Source organism: Lysobacter tyrosinilyticus, assembly GCF_054779815.1.
Genome location: NZ_BAAGXN010000002.1, coordinates 49,943 through 65,621, shown reverse-complemented (window position 1 = coordinate 65,621; position 15,679 = coordinate 49,943). Strand labels below are relative to the sequence as shown.

Annotated in this window: 12 protein-coding genes; 6 read left to right on the top strand and 6 right to left on the bottom strand. The window is 67.4% G+C overall.

Going from position 1 to position 15,679, the window contains the following annotated elements:
- The first annotated feature begins 17 nt into the window (after nt 1-17).
- Entirely contained in the window at nt 18-1,130 is a 1,113-nt protein-coding gene (locus ACYVGK_RS06625; RefSeq protein ID WP_460732511.1) for a glycosyltransferase family 4 protein, read from the top strand.
- Nucleotides 1,111-2,433 (top strand): O-antigen ligase family protein, encoded by a 1,323-nt coding sequence (locus tag ACYVGK_RS06620; RefSeq protein WP_460732510.1) that lies wholly within the window; start codon nt 1,111-1,113, stop codon nt 2,431-2,433. Before ACYVGK_RS06625 ends, ACYVGK_RS06620 begins: the two co-directional genes overlap by 20 nt.
- Before the next feature lie 81 nt (nt 2,434-2,514).
- Here ACYVGK_RS06620 and lpxL read toward each other — a convergent pair whose 3' ends face one another.
- Complete coding sequence (gene lpxL, locus ACYVGK_RS06615) at nt 2,515-3,465, bottom strand: LpxL/LpxP family Kdo(2)-lipid IV(A) lauroyl/palmitoleoyl acyltransferase (protein ID WP_460732509.1); 951 nt, start codon at nt 3,463-3,465, stop codon at nt 2,515-2,517.
- A gap of 82 nt (nt 3,466-3,547) precedes the next feature.
- Between lpxL and waaA the strand changes: the two genes are divergently transcribed.
- Together waaA and ACYVGK_RS06605 are read left to right on the top strand one after the other, a co-directional pair.
- Complete coding sequence (waaA, locus tag ACYVGK_RS06610) at nt 3,548-4,855, top strand: lipid IV(A) 3-deoxy-D-manno-octulosonic acid transferase (RefSeq protein ID WP_460732508.1); 1,308 nt, start codon at nt 3,548-3,550, stop codon at nt 4,853-4,855.
- Nucleotides 4,856-4,860: 5 nt separating this feature from the next.
- Nucleotides 4,861-5,370, top strand: a complete 510-nt coding sequence (locus tag ACYVGK_RS06605; protein WP_460732507.1) for a P-loop NTPase family protein — start codon at nt 4,861-4,863, stop codon at nt 5,368-5,370.
- Nucleotides 5,371-5,460: 90 nt separating this feature from the next.
- On the opposite strand, the gene ACYVGK_RS06600 is transcribed toward ACYVGK_RS06605, so the two are convergent.
- The 3 genes from ACYVGK_RS06600 to ACYVGK_RS06590 all read right to left on the bottom strand — a co-directional run bounded on the left by ACYVGK_RS06600 (nt 5,461) and on the right by ACYVGK_RS06590 (nt 8,303).
- Nucleotides 5,461-6,798: a TolC family outer membrane protein gene (locus ACYVGK_RS06600; protein ID WP_460732506.1), complete on the bottom strand. Its 1,338-nt coding sequence runs from the start codon at nt 6,796-6,798 to the stop codon at nt 5,461-5,463.
- Nucleotides 6,799-6,812: 14 nt separating this feature from the next.
- On the bottom strand, nt 6,813-7,469 hold the full coding sequence (locus ACYVGK_RS06595) for a protein-L-isoaspartate O-methyltransferase family protein (protein WP_460732505.1): 657 nt from the start codon (nt 7,467-7,469) through the stop codon (nt 6,813-6,815).
- Between the two features lie 171 nt (nt 7,470-7,640).
- Nucleotides 7,641-8,303 (bottom strand): TetR/AcrR family transcriptional regulator, encoded by a 663-nt coding sequence (locus ACYVGK_RS06590; protein WP_460732504.1) that lies wholly within the window; start codon nt 8,301-8,303, stop codon nt 7,641-7,643.
- Between the two features lie 79 nt (nt 8,304-8,382).
- On the opposite strand from ACYVGK_RS06590, the gene ACYVGK_RS06585 reads away from it, so the two are divergent.
- On the top strand, nt 8,383-9,558 hold the full coding sequence (locus tag ACYVGK_RS06585) for an efflux RND transporter periplasmic adaptor subunit (RefSeq protein ID WP_460732503.1): 1,176 nt from the start codon (nt 8,383-8,385) through the stop codon (nt 9,556-9,558).
- Nucleotides 9,559-9,764: 206 nt separating this feature from the next.
- On the top strand, nt 9,765-12,965 hold the full coding sequence (locus tag ACYVGK_RS06580; RefSeq protein WP_460732502.1) for an efflux RND transporter permease subunit: 3,201 nt from the start codon (nt 9,765-9,767) through the stop codon (nt 12,963-12,965).
- A gap of 226 nt (nt 12,966-13,191) precedes the next feature.
- Here ACYVGK_RS06580 and thrC read toward each other — a convergent pair whose 3' ends face one another.
- Nucleotides 13,192-14,472, bottom strand: coding sequence for a threonine synthase (gene thrC / locus ACYVGK_RS06575; RefSeq protein ID WP_460732501.1), 1,281 nt, complete (start codon nt 14,470-14,472; stop codon nt 13,192-13,194).
- A gap of 164 nt (nt 14,473-14,636) precedes the next feature.
- A complete protein-coding gene (locus ACYVGK_RS06570) occupies nt 14,637-15,572 on the bottom strand; it encodes a homoserine kinase (RefSeq protein WP_460732500.1) in 936 nt (311 codons plus the stop codon).
- Nucleotides 15,573-15,679 lie beyond the last annotated feature (107 nt).

Here is a 15,679-nt window from a genome sequence, read left to right as displayed (position 1 = left end):
AATTGGGGCGATCACGCGTGCGTCGCCTGACCGTCGTCCAGCTGCTGCCCGCGCTGGAATCGGGCGGTGTCGAACGCTCCACGCTCGAGATCGCGCAGGCGCTGGTCAGCGCCGGTCATCGCGCGCTGGTCGTCTCTGCCGGCGGACGGCTGGTGCCGAAGCTGCAGGCGCTGGGTGCCGAGCACATCCAGATCGATATCGGTCGCAAGTCGCTGCTGACCCTGCGCCATGCGCGCACGCTGCGCGCGTTGTTCGCGCGCGAACGCGTGGACCTGGTGCATGCCCGCTCACGCCTTCCGGCCTGGCTTGCGGTGCTGGCGTTGCGGGGCATGCCGGCCGCGACGAAGCCCCGATTCGTCACCACCGTGCACGGGCTGAACTCGCCCTCGCGCTACAGCGCGGTGATGACCCGCGGCGAGCGCGTGATCTGCGTTTCAGAGTCCGTGCGTGACTACGTCCTGCGTCATTACCCGACCACCGATCCGGTGAAGTTGCGACTGATCCCGCGTGGCATCGATACCGCGATGTTTCCGCGCGCGGCGCTTCCGGATGCCGAAGCGCGGGCCTGGGCGGCGGCACAGCATCCGGCGCTCGCGGGCAATGCTCCGTTGCTGTTGCTGCCCGGGCGCGGCACGCGCCTGAAGGGACACGCCGATGCGCTGCAGCTGCTCGCACGCCTGCGCGCGCAGGGCATCCCGGCGCAGCTCTGGTTGCCCGGTGCGCGCGAAGCGGGCCGGGAGGCCTATATCGCCGAACTCGAACGCGAGGCCGCCACACTCGGCATTGCCGAAGCCATCGCCTTCACCCCGCCCACCGATCAGATCGCACGTGCCTACGCCGCCAGCGATCTGGTGCTGCAGCTCTCGCGCAAGCCCGAATCCTTCGGTCGCACGGTGATCGAAGCCTTGTCGGTCGGGCGACCGGTGCTCGGCTGGGCCCACGGCGGCGTCGGTGAATTGCTCGCAGAGTTGCAACCGGGCGGTGGCGTGCCACCGTTCGATATCGAGGCGCTGGCCCGCAAGGCCGGCGAACTGCTGGCGCAACCACCGACGCCTCCGGCTACCATTCCGCACACGCTGCGCGCGATGCAGGAGTCCACGCTTGCCGTCTATGCCGAACTCTGTGGCTGACCTCCCGACCGCGACCGAACCGGTTGCCGGTTGGCGCTGGGCGCCCGCCTGGATCCTCACCTACGTCGCGCTGTGGCCTGCACCCGGCTACGCCGAGGCGGTGCTAGTGCTGGGCGCGCTCGCGGCGATCGTCAAGCTCGTGGCTTCGCGCTTCCGCGGCGGTGCGCAGCTGCTGAGCAGCCATGCCTGGGCGCTGACCAGCGTGCTGTTCTGCGCGTACTGGGTGCCGGAACTCGTTTCGGCATTCGATGCCATCGACCGGGCGCATGCCTTTGCGCAGACCGGTGAAGACCTGCGCTACCTGCCATTCCTGTGGCTGGTGGCTTCGGCCGTCGCCACTCCGCGCGGTCGCTACATCACGTTCGGCGGACTGGCGATCATCGTCGGCGTGTGGACGCTGGATGCGCTGCTGCAGGCGATCACCGGCACCAGCCCGCTGTTCTTCGGCATCGATGCGATCAAGCAGGTGATCAGTCACCACTCCATGTGCACCGCCGAGCAGGTCGCCGCTGCCGACCGGCTCAGTGGTGTGCTGGGGCCCTGCAATCTCAAGCTTGGCCAGGTGCTGGCGAGCCTGTCCCCGTTTGCGCTGTACGCCGCGGGACGTCGCTTTCATACCTTGGGTTGGCTGGTCGCAGCCGGGGCGGTGGGCGTGGTGATGTTGCTGGCCGGTTCGCGCGCCTCCTGGATCACCTATGGCCTGGTGCTGTTGCTGTCCGGCTGGCGCCTGCTGGGCTGGAAGAAGCTGATGGGCGTATTCGCCTTCGGCGCGGTCGCTTTGGTGGTGATGGCCACGACGGCGCCGCAGGTACGCGAACGCATCGATCGCACCCTGCACGCGTTGAATGCCAATGAGAGCGGCGTCGACAGCGCGCTATCCGGTCGCGGTCGCATCTGGGGCGCGGCGCTGTGCATGGCGCGCGAGCATCCCTTCAATGGCGTGGGCGCGCGTGGGTTCCGCGAGGCATTCCCGGCCTGCGATCCGGAACCCGCGCAAGCACCGGCGTGGGGCGAAGGCCCGGCCCTGCACGCGCATCAGTTGGTGCTGGAAGTCCTCAGCGAAACCGGCGGCTTTGGTTTGCTGATGTGGCTGGCCGGTGTCGCGCTGGCCTGGCGCGCCTGGCGCTTCGCCGACGAAGCGGCGCGCGAAGCCGCGCGCCCGGCGATGCTCGCACTGGTGGCGACGGTATTCCCGTTCAACACCCACCTCGCGTTCTACTCGACCTTCTGGGGCGGACTCACGCTGCTGCTGGCCGCGTTGTACGCCGGCAGCCTGCTGTCGCGGCCGCAGTCGCACGCGTAGGGCGGGTCTTGACCCGCCGCACCGGGTCTTGTCGAAACGCCAGACGTACTCGTTATTCGAAATGGCGGGTCAAGACCCGCCCTACGCCGGCTTCTTGTACGGCGAGACCATGCCGGGCGGGCGGCGCTTGAAGCGGCGATGGATCCACAGGTACTGGCTCGGTGCCTCGCGCACCATCGCCTCGATGCTGGCGTTGACGCGCGCGCTGTCGTCGGTCGCGTCGCTGGACGGGAAATCCGCCAGTGGCGCGGCGACGCGCAGCACGTAATCGGCGCCTTCGCGACGATGGAAGAACGGCACCACCGCGCAGCCGCTCAGGCGCGCGAACTGGTGCGTCGCGGTGATCGTCGCGGCGGGAACGCCGAAGAACGGCGCGAACACGGTGTCCTTGCCGCGCATGTCCTGGTCCGGTGCGTACCACAGGAAGCCGCCCTGCTTGAGGTGGCGCATCGCCGGCCGGATCTCGTCGTTGCTGAACATCGCGCAGGCATAGCGCAGACGACCGCGCTTCACCGCCCATTCCATCACCGGGCTGCGCAGGCGCCGGTACATGCCGGCCAGCGGGATGTGGTCGCACATCAGGCGCCCGCACAGCTCCAGGGTCATGAAATGTCCGGAGACGAACAGCACGCCGCGCTTCTGCGCCTGCAGCGCCTGCACATGCTCGAGGCCTTCGATGCGGACCGTGCGGCGCATCGGCGCGGCCGAGCCCCACCAGGCGCGCGCGAACTCGAACAGGCCAATGCCGACATCGCGGAAATGCTCGCGCAACAGCCGCTCGCGTGCGGCTTCGTCCAGTTCGGGAAAGCACAGCGCGATGTTGATGCGTGCCGCGCGGCGGCGATTCGCGATCAGCAGTCGTGCCAGCCAGCCGACGACGCGACCGAGCACGCGTTGCAAAGGCCAGGGCAGGTTCGCGCCCAGCCACATCGCGAAGTAGCCCACCCACATGGGCCAGTGCTGCGGGCCACGCGGTGGCGGACCGGGGTCGGTGGGACTGGCGGCGTGCGCCGGCTTGGCTTGATCGGACATGGCGCGATTCTAACGAGCCGCGGATGCGCTCGGCCGCATCACATCCCAACGACAGCGATGCCAACTTCGTTATCCTTCGCCGATGCCGTCCGTGACGAAGCCTGACCTCATCGAGCGCCTGCTGCGCGTCCTGTATTCGGCAGCCCTGTATTTGCTCGCGCCGATCACGGTGTATCACCTGATCTGGCGCGGCTTCCGCCAAAGCGCCTACCTGCAGCGTTGGGCTGAGCGCTACGCGCTCTATAACGATCCCAGGCATCCGCGCACGCTGTGGCTGCACGCGGTCTCGGTGGGTGAAGTCAATGCGGCGCTGCCGCTGGTGCAGGCGCTGCGTCGCGGTCGTCCCGACCTGCGCCTGCTGGTCACCACGATCACGCCGACCGGCTCCGAGCGCGTGCGCGCGCTGTGGAAGGACGACGTCGAGCACGTCTACCTGCCGTACGACCTGCCCGGCGCGGTGGGTCGCTTCCTCGATCATTACCGCCCGATGGCGGCGCTGATCATGGAAACCGAGCTGTGGCCGAACCTGCTGTTCGCCTGCCGTGATCGCGGCATTCCGAGTTACATCCTCAACGCGCGCCTGTCGGCACGTTCGCTGCGAGGGTACCGGGTGCTCGCGCCCCTGGTCGGGCGCGCATTGCGCACGGTGCACACGGTGGCGGCGCAATCGCACGCCGATGCGCGTCGCTTCGTGCGCCTGGGCGCGCGCGAGGAGCAGACGCTGGAAACCGGCAACCTCAAGTACGACGTCAGCGTGCCCGACACCGTCGCGGCATTCGCGACCGAATTCCGCGCGCATGCCGCGCGTCGACCGGTATGGATCGCCGCCAGCACGCACGAAGACGAGGAAGCGCACGTCATCGCGATGCATCGGCACCTGCGCGGGCGATTTCCCGGATTGCTGCTGGTGTGGGCGCCGCGCCATCCCGAACGCTTCCGCGCGGTCGCCGAGCTTGCCCGCACCGCGGGCTGGGCCGTGTCCACGCGCTCGCGTGCACGCTGGCCACAGCACGACGATGCGGTGTTCGTGGTCGACACGCTGGGCGAGCTGGTGAACTTCTACGCCTGCGCCGATGTGGCATTCGTCGGGGGCAGCCTGCAGGCGATCGGTGGCCATAACCTGCTGGAGCCGGCCGCGACGGGCACCGCGATCGTCACTGGGCCGCACCTGCACAACTTCGTCGAGATCGCACACCGCCTCGATCAGGCGGGTGCGTTGCGCATTGGCGCCGACGCCGCGGCGGTCGAACGCGACATCGCCGAGCTGCTGCGCGATGACGCGATGCGCGCGCGCATGGTCGACGCGGGTCGCGCCCTGATCGAAACCGGACGCGGCGCGCTGGGACGGACGATGGCGTTGCTGGAGCCGGTGCTGAGCGGCCACGGGTGATGCGCATGCAGCGGGTGCTGGTCATCGGCGCCAGCGGAGCAGGCAAGTCCACACTTGCCGCGCGGCTCGGGCAATGCACGGGATTGCCGGTGATCCATCTCGATCGCGAATACTGGCAACCGGGCTGGATCGAACCCGAAAAGGCGTCGTGGTCGGAGACCGTCGACCGATTGCTCGCGCAGCAGCGCTGGATTCTCGACGGCAATTTCGGCGGTACGCTGGAGCGTCGGCTCGCCGCCTGCGACACGGTGATCTTTCTCGACCTGCCGCGCCACATCTGTCTGTGGCGCGTGCTCAAGCGGCGCCTACGTCATCACGGCGGGGCACGCCCGGACATGGCGCCGGGATGCGACGAGCGGCTATCGCTGCATTTTCTGTGGTGGATCTGGACCTACCCGCAACGGCGGCGTCCTGGCGTACTGCGCAAGCTGCAACAACTGCGACCCGATCAGAATGCGGTGGTCCTGCGTTCGGACGCGGAGATCGAGGATTTTCTCGCGACGCTCGCAGGCTGATACAGCCGCACGCCAAGCACGTTGCTTTGCGTGGTACTGAAACTACAAGGGCGGCCAATGGCCGCCCTTGTATCAACTTTCCGATGTGCGTTACTGCACCGGCGTCTGCAGGCTGGCTTCGGTATCCACGGTGAGCAGACGGTTGATGTCCTGCACATCGTCGATGTCGAGCGTGCCGGCAGCCTGTTCCAGCAGCAGGCGGTTCTGCAGGAAGTTGTACTTGGTCTGCGCGTAGGCCTGCTGTGCGCTGAAGAGGTTGCGCTGGTTGGTCAGCACGTCGAGCACGGTACGGGTACCGACTTCGAGGCCGACCTGCGATGCGTCATAGGCCGAACGGGCCGAGACCAGCGCGAGGCGGCGCGCCTCGACTTCGCTGATGCCGGCGACGACGGCCTGGTAGGCATTGCGCGTATTGCGGTCGAGCGCACGCTTGGTCTGCTCGAGCTGGTCGGTCGCGATATCGCGGTTCGCCAGTGCTTGGCGCACGCGCGACTGCGTGGCGCCGCCCGAGAAGATCGGCACCGAAAGAGTCAGGCCGACCGAGCCGCCACCATTGCTACCACTGAAGTTGCCAAGCGATGGGCTGACGCCCCAGTTCTTGACGTCTGAGTAACCCGCGCCGGCATACAGCGTCGGGTAATGGGCTGCGCGCGCGGTGCCCACGTCGGCGTTGGCCGACTTGAGTTCGAATTCCTTCGCCTTCAGCGCCGGGTTGTTGGCCACGGCGGTGGCGACCCAGTCGTCGGCGCCACCGGCTTCGGGCATCGCCGGCTTGAAGTCGTCGGGCAGACCCTTGATGTGGGCGACCGGCTGGCCGGTGAGTTCGCGCAGCGCCTGATAGGCGTCTTCCATCGCATTACGGGCGAGGATCGTGCTGGCGCGCGCGGCTTCGTACTGGGCGCGGGCTTCATGCACGTCGGTGATCGGTGCCAGGCCTACTTCCAAGCGCTTGGAGGCGAAGTCGAACTGCTTCTTCAGCGCGGTGGTGGCGGCCTCGGCGGCAGCGAGCGTTTCCACCTGGACCAGCACGTTGAAGTAGGCGGCGGAGGTGCGCGTGATCAGCGTGTCGTTGGCCGAATCCAGCTGGAAGTCGGCCGCCTTGCTGAGCGCGTTGGCGCTGCGCAGGCTGGTGAACCGGCTGTGGTCGTACACCATCTGGCTCGCGTTGGCGCTGAGCGCGCGCGAGGTGGTTTCGGCGTCGCCGTCGGCGAAGTCCTTGTCGAGCGTGGCCTTGCCGCTGAGCTGCGGCAGCATCGCCGCGCGTGCCTGCACCGAGCCCTCGCGGGTCACGAGCCGGCCCGATTCAGCGGCGGCAAACTGTGGATCGCCTGAGCGCGCCAGCTCGTAGGTCTGCAACAGGTCTTCGGCATGCGCTGCCGCGGGCAGCAGAGCGAAGGCTAGGGCGAGTACCAGGGGATGACGGCTCATGCAGTGTCCTTGTTTTACAACTCGAATGTGGGCGCCGGCGCGGCGCCGGCGAGGTAGGGGAGGTCGGTTTCGAACAGGGATTCGATGCGCGGGGCATCGGATTGGTTGCGCAGCAGCACGGCTTCCATCGCCGGCGAACGGCCACGCACGATGAACATGCGGCCGTTGGGCTGCAGCCATTCGATGAAGCGCGGCGGGATCGCGGCCACGGCGCCGGTCACGCAGATTGCGGCGAAGCGACGGCTGTTCTCCCACGAGAACGCATCGGCGGCGATCACGTTGACATTGCCCAGGCCGTGCGCGGCCAGGTTGGTGCGGGCGGCGTCGGCGAGATCGGCGTGGCGCTCGAGGCTGACCACTTCGCGGGCCAGGCGGCCCAGGCAGGCGGACAGGAAGCCGCTGCCGGTGCCGATTTCCAGCACGTCGTCGCCCGGGGCGAGTTCCAGCGCCTGCAGGGCGCGGCCTTCGAGCACCGGCTTCATCATGGCTTCGCCATGCGCGAGCGGCAGGGGGAGGTCGGTGTAGGCCAGGCTGCGGTGCGCGGCGGGCACGAAGTCCTCGCGCGGAAGCGTGGCCAGCACGTCGAGCACGCGCGGGTCGAGCACGTCCCAGGGCCGAACCTGCTGTTCGACCATCAGTTCACGGGCCTTGGCGAAATCGATCGTGCTCATCTGCGGGTTCTGTACTGGTTGCGCGGGGCGCCAATTCTAGCGGCAGGGCCCGGCAACCGCCGGAAAAACTTGTGGAAAACGGTGTGGTGAAAGGATCGCCGCCGCGCCGTTTACCGCCTTAGTGCCAGAAGTAACCAAGACTGAAGTAACCACGGTGCCGATTCGGGCGCTTCAGCGCTTGCGTGGCGACGCGGCTTGGTAGGCGCGCAGGAACAGGTCGACGGTCGCCTGTACGTGCGCCTCGACTTCGGCGGCATCGATGACGTCGCTGCAGCCGCACAGCAGCAGCATGTGCATCTCGCCCTTGAGCAGGCAGAAGAATTGCGAGGCCGCGCGGTGCACGTCGGGGACGTCGAGCGCGCCCGCGGCGATTTCGTCGCGCAGGAACGATTCGAAGGCCTCCTGCACGCGGCGCGGGCCGGCTTCCCAGAACAGCTGGCCGAGCTTGGCCGGCGGCGGTTGCGTGGTGACCACACGATGGATCGCCAGGGCTTCCTCGCTGTTGATCAGGGCGACGAAGGCGCGGCCGATGCTCAGCAGCTGTTCGCGCAGCGACGAGGCCGGATCGACCGCAAACAGGCCGTTGGAGAGCTGCTCCTCGCACTTGGCGCTGATTGCCGCGGAGAACAGCGTCTCCTTGTCGCCGAAGTGGCTGTACACGGTGAGCTTGGACACCCCGGCCTCGGCGGCGATCTGGTCCATGCTCACGCGCTCGAAGCCGTGGGCCGTGAACATGCGCTTGGCCGCGTCGAGGATGGCGGCGCGCTTGCCCAGGTCCTTGGGGCGGCCGGGGCTGGCGGGCTTGGGGTCTGGAGAAAGTGGGACGGAAGTCATGGCTGCAGATACTAGACTACGCGGTTTGATAAATATACAGTACCAGCCAGTTTACTAATCTGCTGGCCGAGGCCGCGCCATGAACCCGCTCCGCAATGCGTTCTTCCAGGTCCGGAAATCCGGTGTCACGCCGCTGCTGGCCGGGCTCGCCCTGGCGGCCGCGCTCCCGCTGGCCGGCTGCAACAGCGAGGCCAAGCCGGTGGAGGCCGCCCGTCCGGTACTGGTGATCCGTCCCGGCGGCGGCGCCGAAGCGGGGCTCACTGCTTATCCCGGTGAAATCCGGGCCCGCGAAGAAAGCCCGCTGGCCTTCCGCGTCGGCGGCAAGCTGGTCCGCCGCGATGTCGATGTCGGCGCGCATGTGAAGCAGGGCGATCTGCTGGCCGTGCTCGACGCCGGTGACCTCGCCGCGCAGGCCCGTGCCGCACAAGCCCAGCTCACCGCGGCCGAAGCCGAACTCGTCCGCGCCCGCGCCGACCAGTCCCGCTTCGCCAAGCTCGCCGGCCAGCAGCTGGTCAGCCGCTCTACGCTCGATGCGCAGAACGCCGCCGCGACCGCTGCGCAGGGCCAGGTGAATGCCGCACGCGCGAATTTTGATGTCGCCCGCAACCAGGCCGGCTACACGCAGTTGCGTGCACCGCGCGATGGCGTGATCGCCAGCCGCGCCGCCGAAGCCGGTCAGGTCGTCGGTGCGGGCCAGCCGATCTTCACGCTGGCTGCCGATGGCGGCCGCGAAGTCGCAATCGCGCTGCCGGAAAGCCGCATCCGCGAATTCACGGTCGGCCAGCCGGTGGCGGTCGAACTGTGGAGCGCACCGGGCCAGCATCTGCCGGCCACGATTCGTGAAATCGCGCCGGCCGCAGACCCGCAGGCCCGCACCTACGCGGCGCGCGTCAGTCTCGCCATTGATGCGGCGAAGGCGGTCGATCTCGGCCAGAGCGCACGTGTCTATGTACAAGACAACGGTGCGCGGGCCGCGCTGACCGTGCCGCTGTCGGCGATCCAGCGGGACGCCCGCAGCGGCGCTGCGTTGTGGGTGGTCGATCCTGCGACCGCCAAGCTGCACCTCACTTCCGTGCAGCTGGGTCCGTTCGGAGAAACGAGCGCACCGGTGCTGTCGGGTGTGAAGCCGGATGCGTGGATCGTCGCGGCCGGTGGGCATCTGTTGCGCGAAGGGCAGCTGGTGGCACCGGTGGATCGGGAAAACCGCCCCGTGGCAATGAACGCCACGAAGCCCGTAGCGCTAACGGCCCGGTAATTCATTCGAGCGGCTCCTGCACGGCACCTACTCCTCCTCTCCCCGCATCGCGAGAGGGCAAGGGGTGAGAGGCGCCGCAGGCGCTGCAACAGCAACAACAAAAGCTGCCCCTCATCCGCCCTTCCCTCAGCGAGCTGTCGCTCGCTTCGACCTTCTCCCCGCTGGCGCGGGGAGAAGGGAACATCAAAAACACGGAACGCTGACCTATGCGTCGTTTCAACCTGTCCGAGTGGGCGCTCAACAACCGCACCCTCGTCGTCTACGCGATGCTGCTGCTGGCGCTGATCGGCGCCTGGTCGTACCGCAATCTCGGGCAGTCGGAAGACCCGCCTTTCACGTTCAAGGCCATGGTGGTGCGCACGCTGTGGCCGGGCGCTACTGCCGATGAAGTCTCGCGCCAGGTCACCGAGCGCATCGAGAAGCAACTGATGCAGACCGGCAAGTACGAGTTCATCCGCTCGTATTCGCGGCCGGGTGAGTCGCAGGTGATCTTCATCGCGCGCGATTCGCTGAAATCCAGCCAGGTGCCCGACGTCTGGTACCAGGTGCGCAAGAAGGTCGGCGACATCCGCCCGACGCTGCCCGAAGGCGTGATCGGTCCGTTCTTCAACGATGAGTTCGGCGACACCTTCGGCAATATCTATGCGCTGACCGGCAAGGGGTTCGACTACGCCGTGCTCAAGGACTACGCCGAGCGCGTGGAACTGGAACTGCAGCGCGTGCCCGACGTGGGCAAGATCGAACTGGTCGGCCTGCAGGACGAAAAGATCTGGATCGAAGTCAGCAACACCAAGCTGGCCACCCTTGGCATTCCGCTCGATGCGGTGAAGAGCGCGCTGGAACAGCAGAACGCGGTGGTGCCGGCCGGCTTCTTCGAAACGCCGACCGAGCGCGTGCAGCTGCGCATTACCGGCGGCTTCAAGTCGGTCGAAGAGATCCGCGATTTCCCGATCCGCGCCGGTGGCCGCACGATCCGCCTCGCCGACGTGGCCACCGTCACCCGCGGCTTCAGCGACCCCGCCGCTCCGCGCATGCGCTTCATGGGCGATGACGCCATCGGTATCGCGGTGGCGATGAAGGACGGTGGCGACATCCTCAAGCTCGGCAAGACCCTGGAAAGCGAATTCGAGCGCCTGCAGAACACGCTGCCGGCAGGCATGGAACTGCGCAAGGTCTCGGATCAGCCCGCAGCCGTGCATGAATCCGTCGGCGAGTTCGTGCATGTGCTCGCCGAAGCCGTTGCGATCGTGTTGCTGGTGAGCTTCTTCTCGCTCGGCTTCCGCACCGGCATGGTGGTCGCGGTCAGCATTCCGCTGGTGCTGGCGATGACCTTCGCGGTGATGCATTACTTCGGCATCGGTCTGCACAAGATTTCACTCGGCGCGCTGGTGCTGGCGCTGGGCCTGCTCGTGGACGACGCGATCATTGCGGTCGAGATGATGGCAATCAAGATGGAGCAGGGCTTCTCGCGCCTGAAGGCGGCGAGCTTTGCCTACGAGACCACGGCGTTCCCGATGCTCACCGGTACGCTGGTCACCGCGGCCGGCTTCCTGCCGATCGCGACCGCCGCGTCGAGCACCGGCGAATACACGCGTTCGCTGTTCCAGGTGGTGACCATCGCGCTGCTGGTGTCGTGGGTCGCGGCGGTGCTGTTCATCCCGTACCTGGGCGACAAGATGCTGCCCGACCTGCATCAGCCGCAGCCGCCCAAGCCCGGCTCACTGACCGCGCGCTGGAACGCGCTGCGTGCGCGTGCGGCCGATCGCTGGCCGGCGTTCGCCAGCGTGCTCGCGCCGCCGGAGCCGCACGATCATGCGCACGACCCGTATGCGTCGAAGTTCTACGTCGGCTTCCGCAATCTGCTCGATGCCAGCCTGCGTCGGCGCTGGTTGGTGATCGGGCTGACCGCGATGGCGTTCGTGGCTTCGGTTTTGCTGTTCCGCTTCGTCCCGCAGCAGTTCTTCCCGGATTCGACCCGCGTCGAGCTGATGGTCGACATGGAGCTGGCCGAAGGCGTGTCGCTGCGTTCGACCGAAGTCCAGGCGAAGAAGCTGGAGAAGCTGTTGGCCAAGCGCGCGGGCATCGACAATTACGTCGCCTACGTCGGCACCGGTTCGCCGCGGTTCTACCTGCCGCTGGACCAGCAGCTGCCGCAGGCGAACTTCTCGCAATTCGTGGTGCGCGCCAAGGACATCCATGCCCGCGAGGAGCTGCGCGACTGGCTGATCAATGACGTCGCCCCGCAATTCCCCGAGCTGCAGCTGCGCGTGACGCGTCTGGAGAACGGTCCGCCGGTCGGCTATCCGGTGCAGTTCCGCGTCTCCGGCGAACACATCGATCGCGTGCGCGCGATCGCCAAGCAGGTCGAAGCCGAGGTTCGCAAGAATCCCAACGTTTCCAACGTCAACCTCGACTGGGACGAGCCCAGCAAGGTGGTGAAGCTGGTGATCGACCAGGATCGCGCCCGCGCGCTGGGCGTGAGCTCGGCGGAAGTCGCGCGCTTCCTGTCCGGCTCGCTCTCGGGCCTGCGCGTGAGCACCTATCGCGAAGGCAACGAGCTGATCGAGATGCTGATGCGCGGCCCGGACGAGGAGCGCGCGCGTCTGGATCTGCTCGGTAGCCTGGCGGTGCCGACTCCGAACGGGCCGGTGCCGCTGTCGCAGATCGCCAAGCTTGAGTACGTGTTCGAAGATGGCGTGATCTGGCATCGCGATCGCCTGCCGACCGTGACCGTGCGCGCCGACATCCGCAACAAGCTCACCGCGCCGACCGTAGTCGACCAGATCTTGCCGACGCTGAAGGATATCGAGGCGAAGCTGCCGGAGGGCTACCTGTTGCGCACCGGCGGAACGGTCGAGGACTCGGCGCGCGGCCAGAACTCGATCAACGCCGGCATGCCGCTGTTCCTGCTGGTGGTGGTCACGCTGCTGATGCTGCAGCTGCGCAGCTTCTCGCGCACGATGCTGGTGCTGCTGACCGCGCCGCTCGGACTGATCGGTGTGACCTTGTTCCTGCTAGTGTTCCGCGTCCCGTTCGGCTTCGTGGCGATGCTCGGCACGATCGCGCTGGCCGGCATGATCATGCGTAACTCGGTGATCCTGGTCGACCAGATCGAACACGACATCGCAGCCGGCAACGACCGCTGGCACGCGATTGTCGAGGCTACCGTGCGCCGTTTCCGCCCGATCGTGTTGACTGCGCTTGCAGCGGTGCTGGCGATGATTCCGCTGACGCGATCGGCGTTCTTCGGGCCGATGGCGGTGGCGATCATGGGTGGTCTGATCGTGGCGACGGTGCTGACGTTGCTGTTCCTGCCGGCGTTGTATGCGGCGTGGTTCAGAGTCAAACCTTCGGAAGGGAAAGCGGTACCGACCCCGATGACGCCGGCACCGAGTACGGCCCACTGATCTTCTCTTCGCGACCGGGCCGTCTGCAGGCTCTCTCCCCCTCCCGACCTTCGGGCGGCCCGGTTCGCGATCCTTCACCGGACATTGTCTTTGTAGAGCGGAGCTTGCTCCGCTGCTTTCCCATCCGCGCACCTGACTCAGCGGGAGTGGATCGACGTCAAAGACAGCGGAGCAAGCTCCGCTCTACAAAGCAGGTTCGCCGCCTCATCGACCTGCCGCGGTGTGCTTATCCCAGCATCGCGCGCAATGCGTCGTAACTTGCTTCCATCGTCGAGCCATGTGCAGGTCGCGCCAGCCATTCGGCGAGGGCCGGTGGCGGCGTGACGGCGTGCCCCACCAGCGGTTCCACGATGCTGTCGAACTTGGCCGGATGCGCGGTGGCGACCACGGCCCACGGCTTCGTATCGGCCGCGTCGCGCAAACGCTCGAGCACGCGCAGCCCGACTGAGGTGTGCGGGCATGGGACGACGCCGTGCAGCTGCGGAGACTGCCCGATCGTCTCGCGGATCGCCGCGTCGTCCACGCTGAAAGCGCGCAACGCGGCGCGTAGTTCGGTGTCGTCGCGATGCCACCAGCGCAGGCGTTCGAAATTGCTCGGCGCACCTACATCCATCGCATTCGCCAGGGTGGCGACACTGGCATGCGGGACGTAGTCGGCGCCGGCGAAGTAGCGCGGCAACACATCATTGGCGTTGCTGGCCAGCACGATCTCGCCGATCGGCAGGCCCATGCGTCGCGCCAGCCAGCACGCCAGCGCGTTGCCGAGATTGCCGGTGGGGATGACGAAGTTCAGCGGCACGCCATGCTGCGCGTGAAACTGCAGCGCGGTATGCGCGTAGTACGCCGCCTGCGGCAACAGCCGCCCGAGGCTGATGCTGTTGGCCGAGCTCAGCGGCACGCGCGCGCGCAGCGATTCATCGCCCAGCGCCTGCTTCACCATGCGCTGGCAATCGTCGAAGGTGCCGGCCACGCGATAGGTGCTTACGTTGTCGCCGAAGCATTCCAATCCATGCGCCTGCCGCGGCGACACGCGGCCATCCGGATACAGGATCACCACCTTGAAGCCGGGGCGGCGATGGAACGCCGCGCCGACCGCGGCGCCGGTATCGCCGGATGTGGCCACAAGAATGGTGGTTGGCGGCGCGGCCGGATCGCGCAGACGCGACAGGCATTCGGCGAGGAAGCGCGCAGCGTAGTCCTTGAATGCGGCGGTCGGCCCATGGAACAGCTCGAGCAGGTAGTCATTGCCCGACGACAGCGGCTTAAGCGGCGCGGCGAAGTCGAATGCCGTGGCGCAGATCGCCGGTAACTCCGCCTGCAGGCGCGATTGCGCGAAGTACGGCGAGAGCAGGGCTTGTGCGGTCTCCGCGAGCGTCGCGCCAGCGTGGTCCAGTGCGCTGGCAGGCACCGACGCGGGCACGTAGAGACCGCCGTCGGGAGCGAGCCCGGCGATCAGGGCGACGTCGATGGAGACGGGAGCGTTGCTGCGGGTACTGATGAAGTCCATGGCGTGGTTCTGGCTCTTGATTTTGGCTCCCTCCCTTGCACGCAGCGCAGGGGAGGGTTGGGGAGGGGTGCTTTTGCTGTTGCTTTATGGAGCAGGAGCAACAGCAAAAGCACCCCTCCCCAACCCTCCCCTTCGCCTGCGGCGAAAGGGAGGGGCAGAAGGGCTCAATGCGCGATCACTTCCGCGCGCGGTCCGTTCACCGGCGAGATGTAGACATCGCTTTCCAGTCCGGTGGCGGCGAAGGCGACCTGCATCGCGTGCCCCGCCCACGACGCCTCATCCGCGCTGTTGAACCAGCCGAACACGGTCGGACCTGCGCCAGAGATGCTCGCGCCCAGCGCACCGTGCGCGAGCGCCGCGGCCTTCACCTCGGCGAAGCCGGGAATCAGCGGCGCGCGGCGTGGCTCGACCAGCCCATCACGCAGGCCTTCGGCGATCAGCGTGCGGTCTCCGCGCGCCAGGCCGGTGAGGAACAGCGCCAGGAATTCGCTCTGGTGCACGAACTCGCTGATCGCATACGGCACCGCCAGGGCCGCACGTGCGCGTCGTGTCTCCAACACGAAATGCGGATGCACCGCGGCGCAGTACAGATCCGGCGCCGCCAGTGGAATCGCGCGCGTCGCGGTCGCCAGCACCACACCGCCGAACAGCATCGGCGCGACGTTGTCGCCGTGCACGCTGCCGCTGGCGACGGCTTCGCCGATCAGGGCGAGGAGATAGAGCTCGTCGCGCGACAGCGGCGTGTCGAGCACCGCGTTCGCCGCGACCAGGGCCGCGACGCACGACGCGGCCGAGCCGCCCAGGCCGGAGCCGAGTGGAATGCCCTTGTGCAGCTGCAGTTCGAAGCCGTGCGCAATGCCATGGCGTTGGCGCAATTCGATCAGCGCGCGGCCCGCGGTATTCGCCTCGGCTTCCAGCGGCAACAGCGCGGCGCCTTCCACATCGCCCTCGATGGCGGTGATGCGCACCACGGGTTCGTTGATGCGCGTGACCCGCGCGCGGTCGCCGGGGCCGGCGATGGTGTGGCCGAGCAGGTCGAAACCGACGCCGATGTTGCCGACGCTGGCGGGGGCGAAGGCGATGGCCTGTCTTGCGGTCATGGCGTTGAAACGTGAAGTTTGCGAAGGGTCCTTCGACTTCGGGCCTTCGGCCCTACGCTCAGGACAAACGGAAGTTGGGAGTATTGGACCGTGCGTCCTGAGCGTAG

Bases quoted from the DNA above. Each gene is read 5' to 3' on its own strand.
- ACYVGK_RS06580 (WP_460732502.1), top strand. From the start codon at position 9,765: ATGCGTCGTTTCAACCTGTCCGAGTGGGCGCTCAACAACCGCACCCTC.
- waaA (WP_460732508.1), top strand. From the start codon at position 3,548: ATGCCGTCCGTGACGAAGCCTGACCTCATCGAGCGCCTGCTGCGCGTC.
- ACYVGK_RS06570 (WP_460732500.1), bottom strand. From the start codon at position 15,572: ATGACCGCAAGACAGGCCATCGCCTTCGCCCCCGCCAGCGTCGGCAAC.
- ACYVGK_RS06600 (WP_460732506.1), bottom strand. From the start codon at position 6,798: ATGAGCCGTCATCCCCTGGTACTCGCCCTAGCCTTCGCTCTGCTGCCC.
- lpxL (WP_460732509.1), bottom strand. From the start codon at position 3,465: ATGTCCGATCAAGCCAAGCCGGCGCACGCCGCCAGTCCCACCGACCCC.
- ACYVGK_RS06590 (WP_460732504.1), bottom strand. From the start codon at position 8,303: ATGACTTCCGTCCCACTTTCTCCAGACCCCAAGCCCGCCAGCCCCGGC.
- ACYVGK_RS06620 (WP_460732510.1), top strand. From the start codon at position 1,111: ATGCCGAACTCTGTGGCTGACCTCCCGACCGCGACCGAACCGGTTGCC.
- ACYVGK_RS06585 (WP_460732503.1), top strand. From the start codon at position 8,383: ATGAACCCGCTCCGCAATGCGTTCTTCCAGGTCCGGAAATCCGGTGTC.
- ACYVGK_RS06605 (WP_460732507.1), top strand. From the start codon at position 4,861: ATGCAGCGGGTGCTGGTCATCGGCGCCAGCGGAGCAGGCAAGTCCACA.
- thrC (WP_460732501.1), bottom strand. From the start codon at position 14,472: ATGGACTTCATCAGTACCCGCAGCAACGCTCCCGTCTCCATCGACGTC.
- ACYVGK_RS06595 (WP_460732505.1), bottom strand. From the start codon at position 7,469: ATGAGCACGATCGATTTCGCCAAGGCCCGTGAACTGATGGTCGAACAG.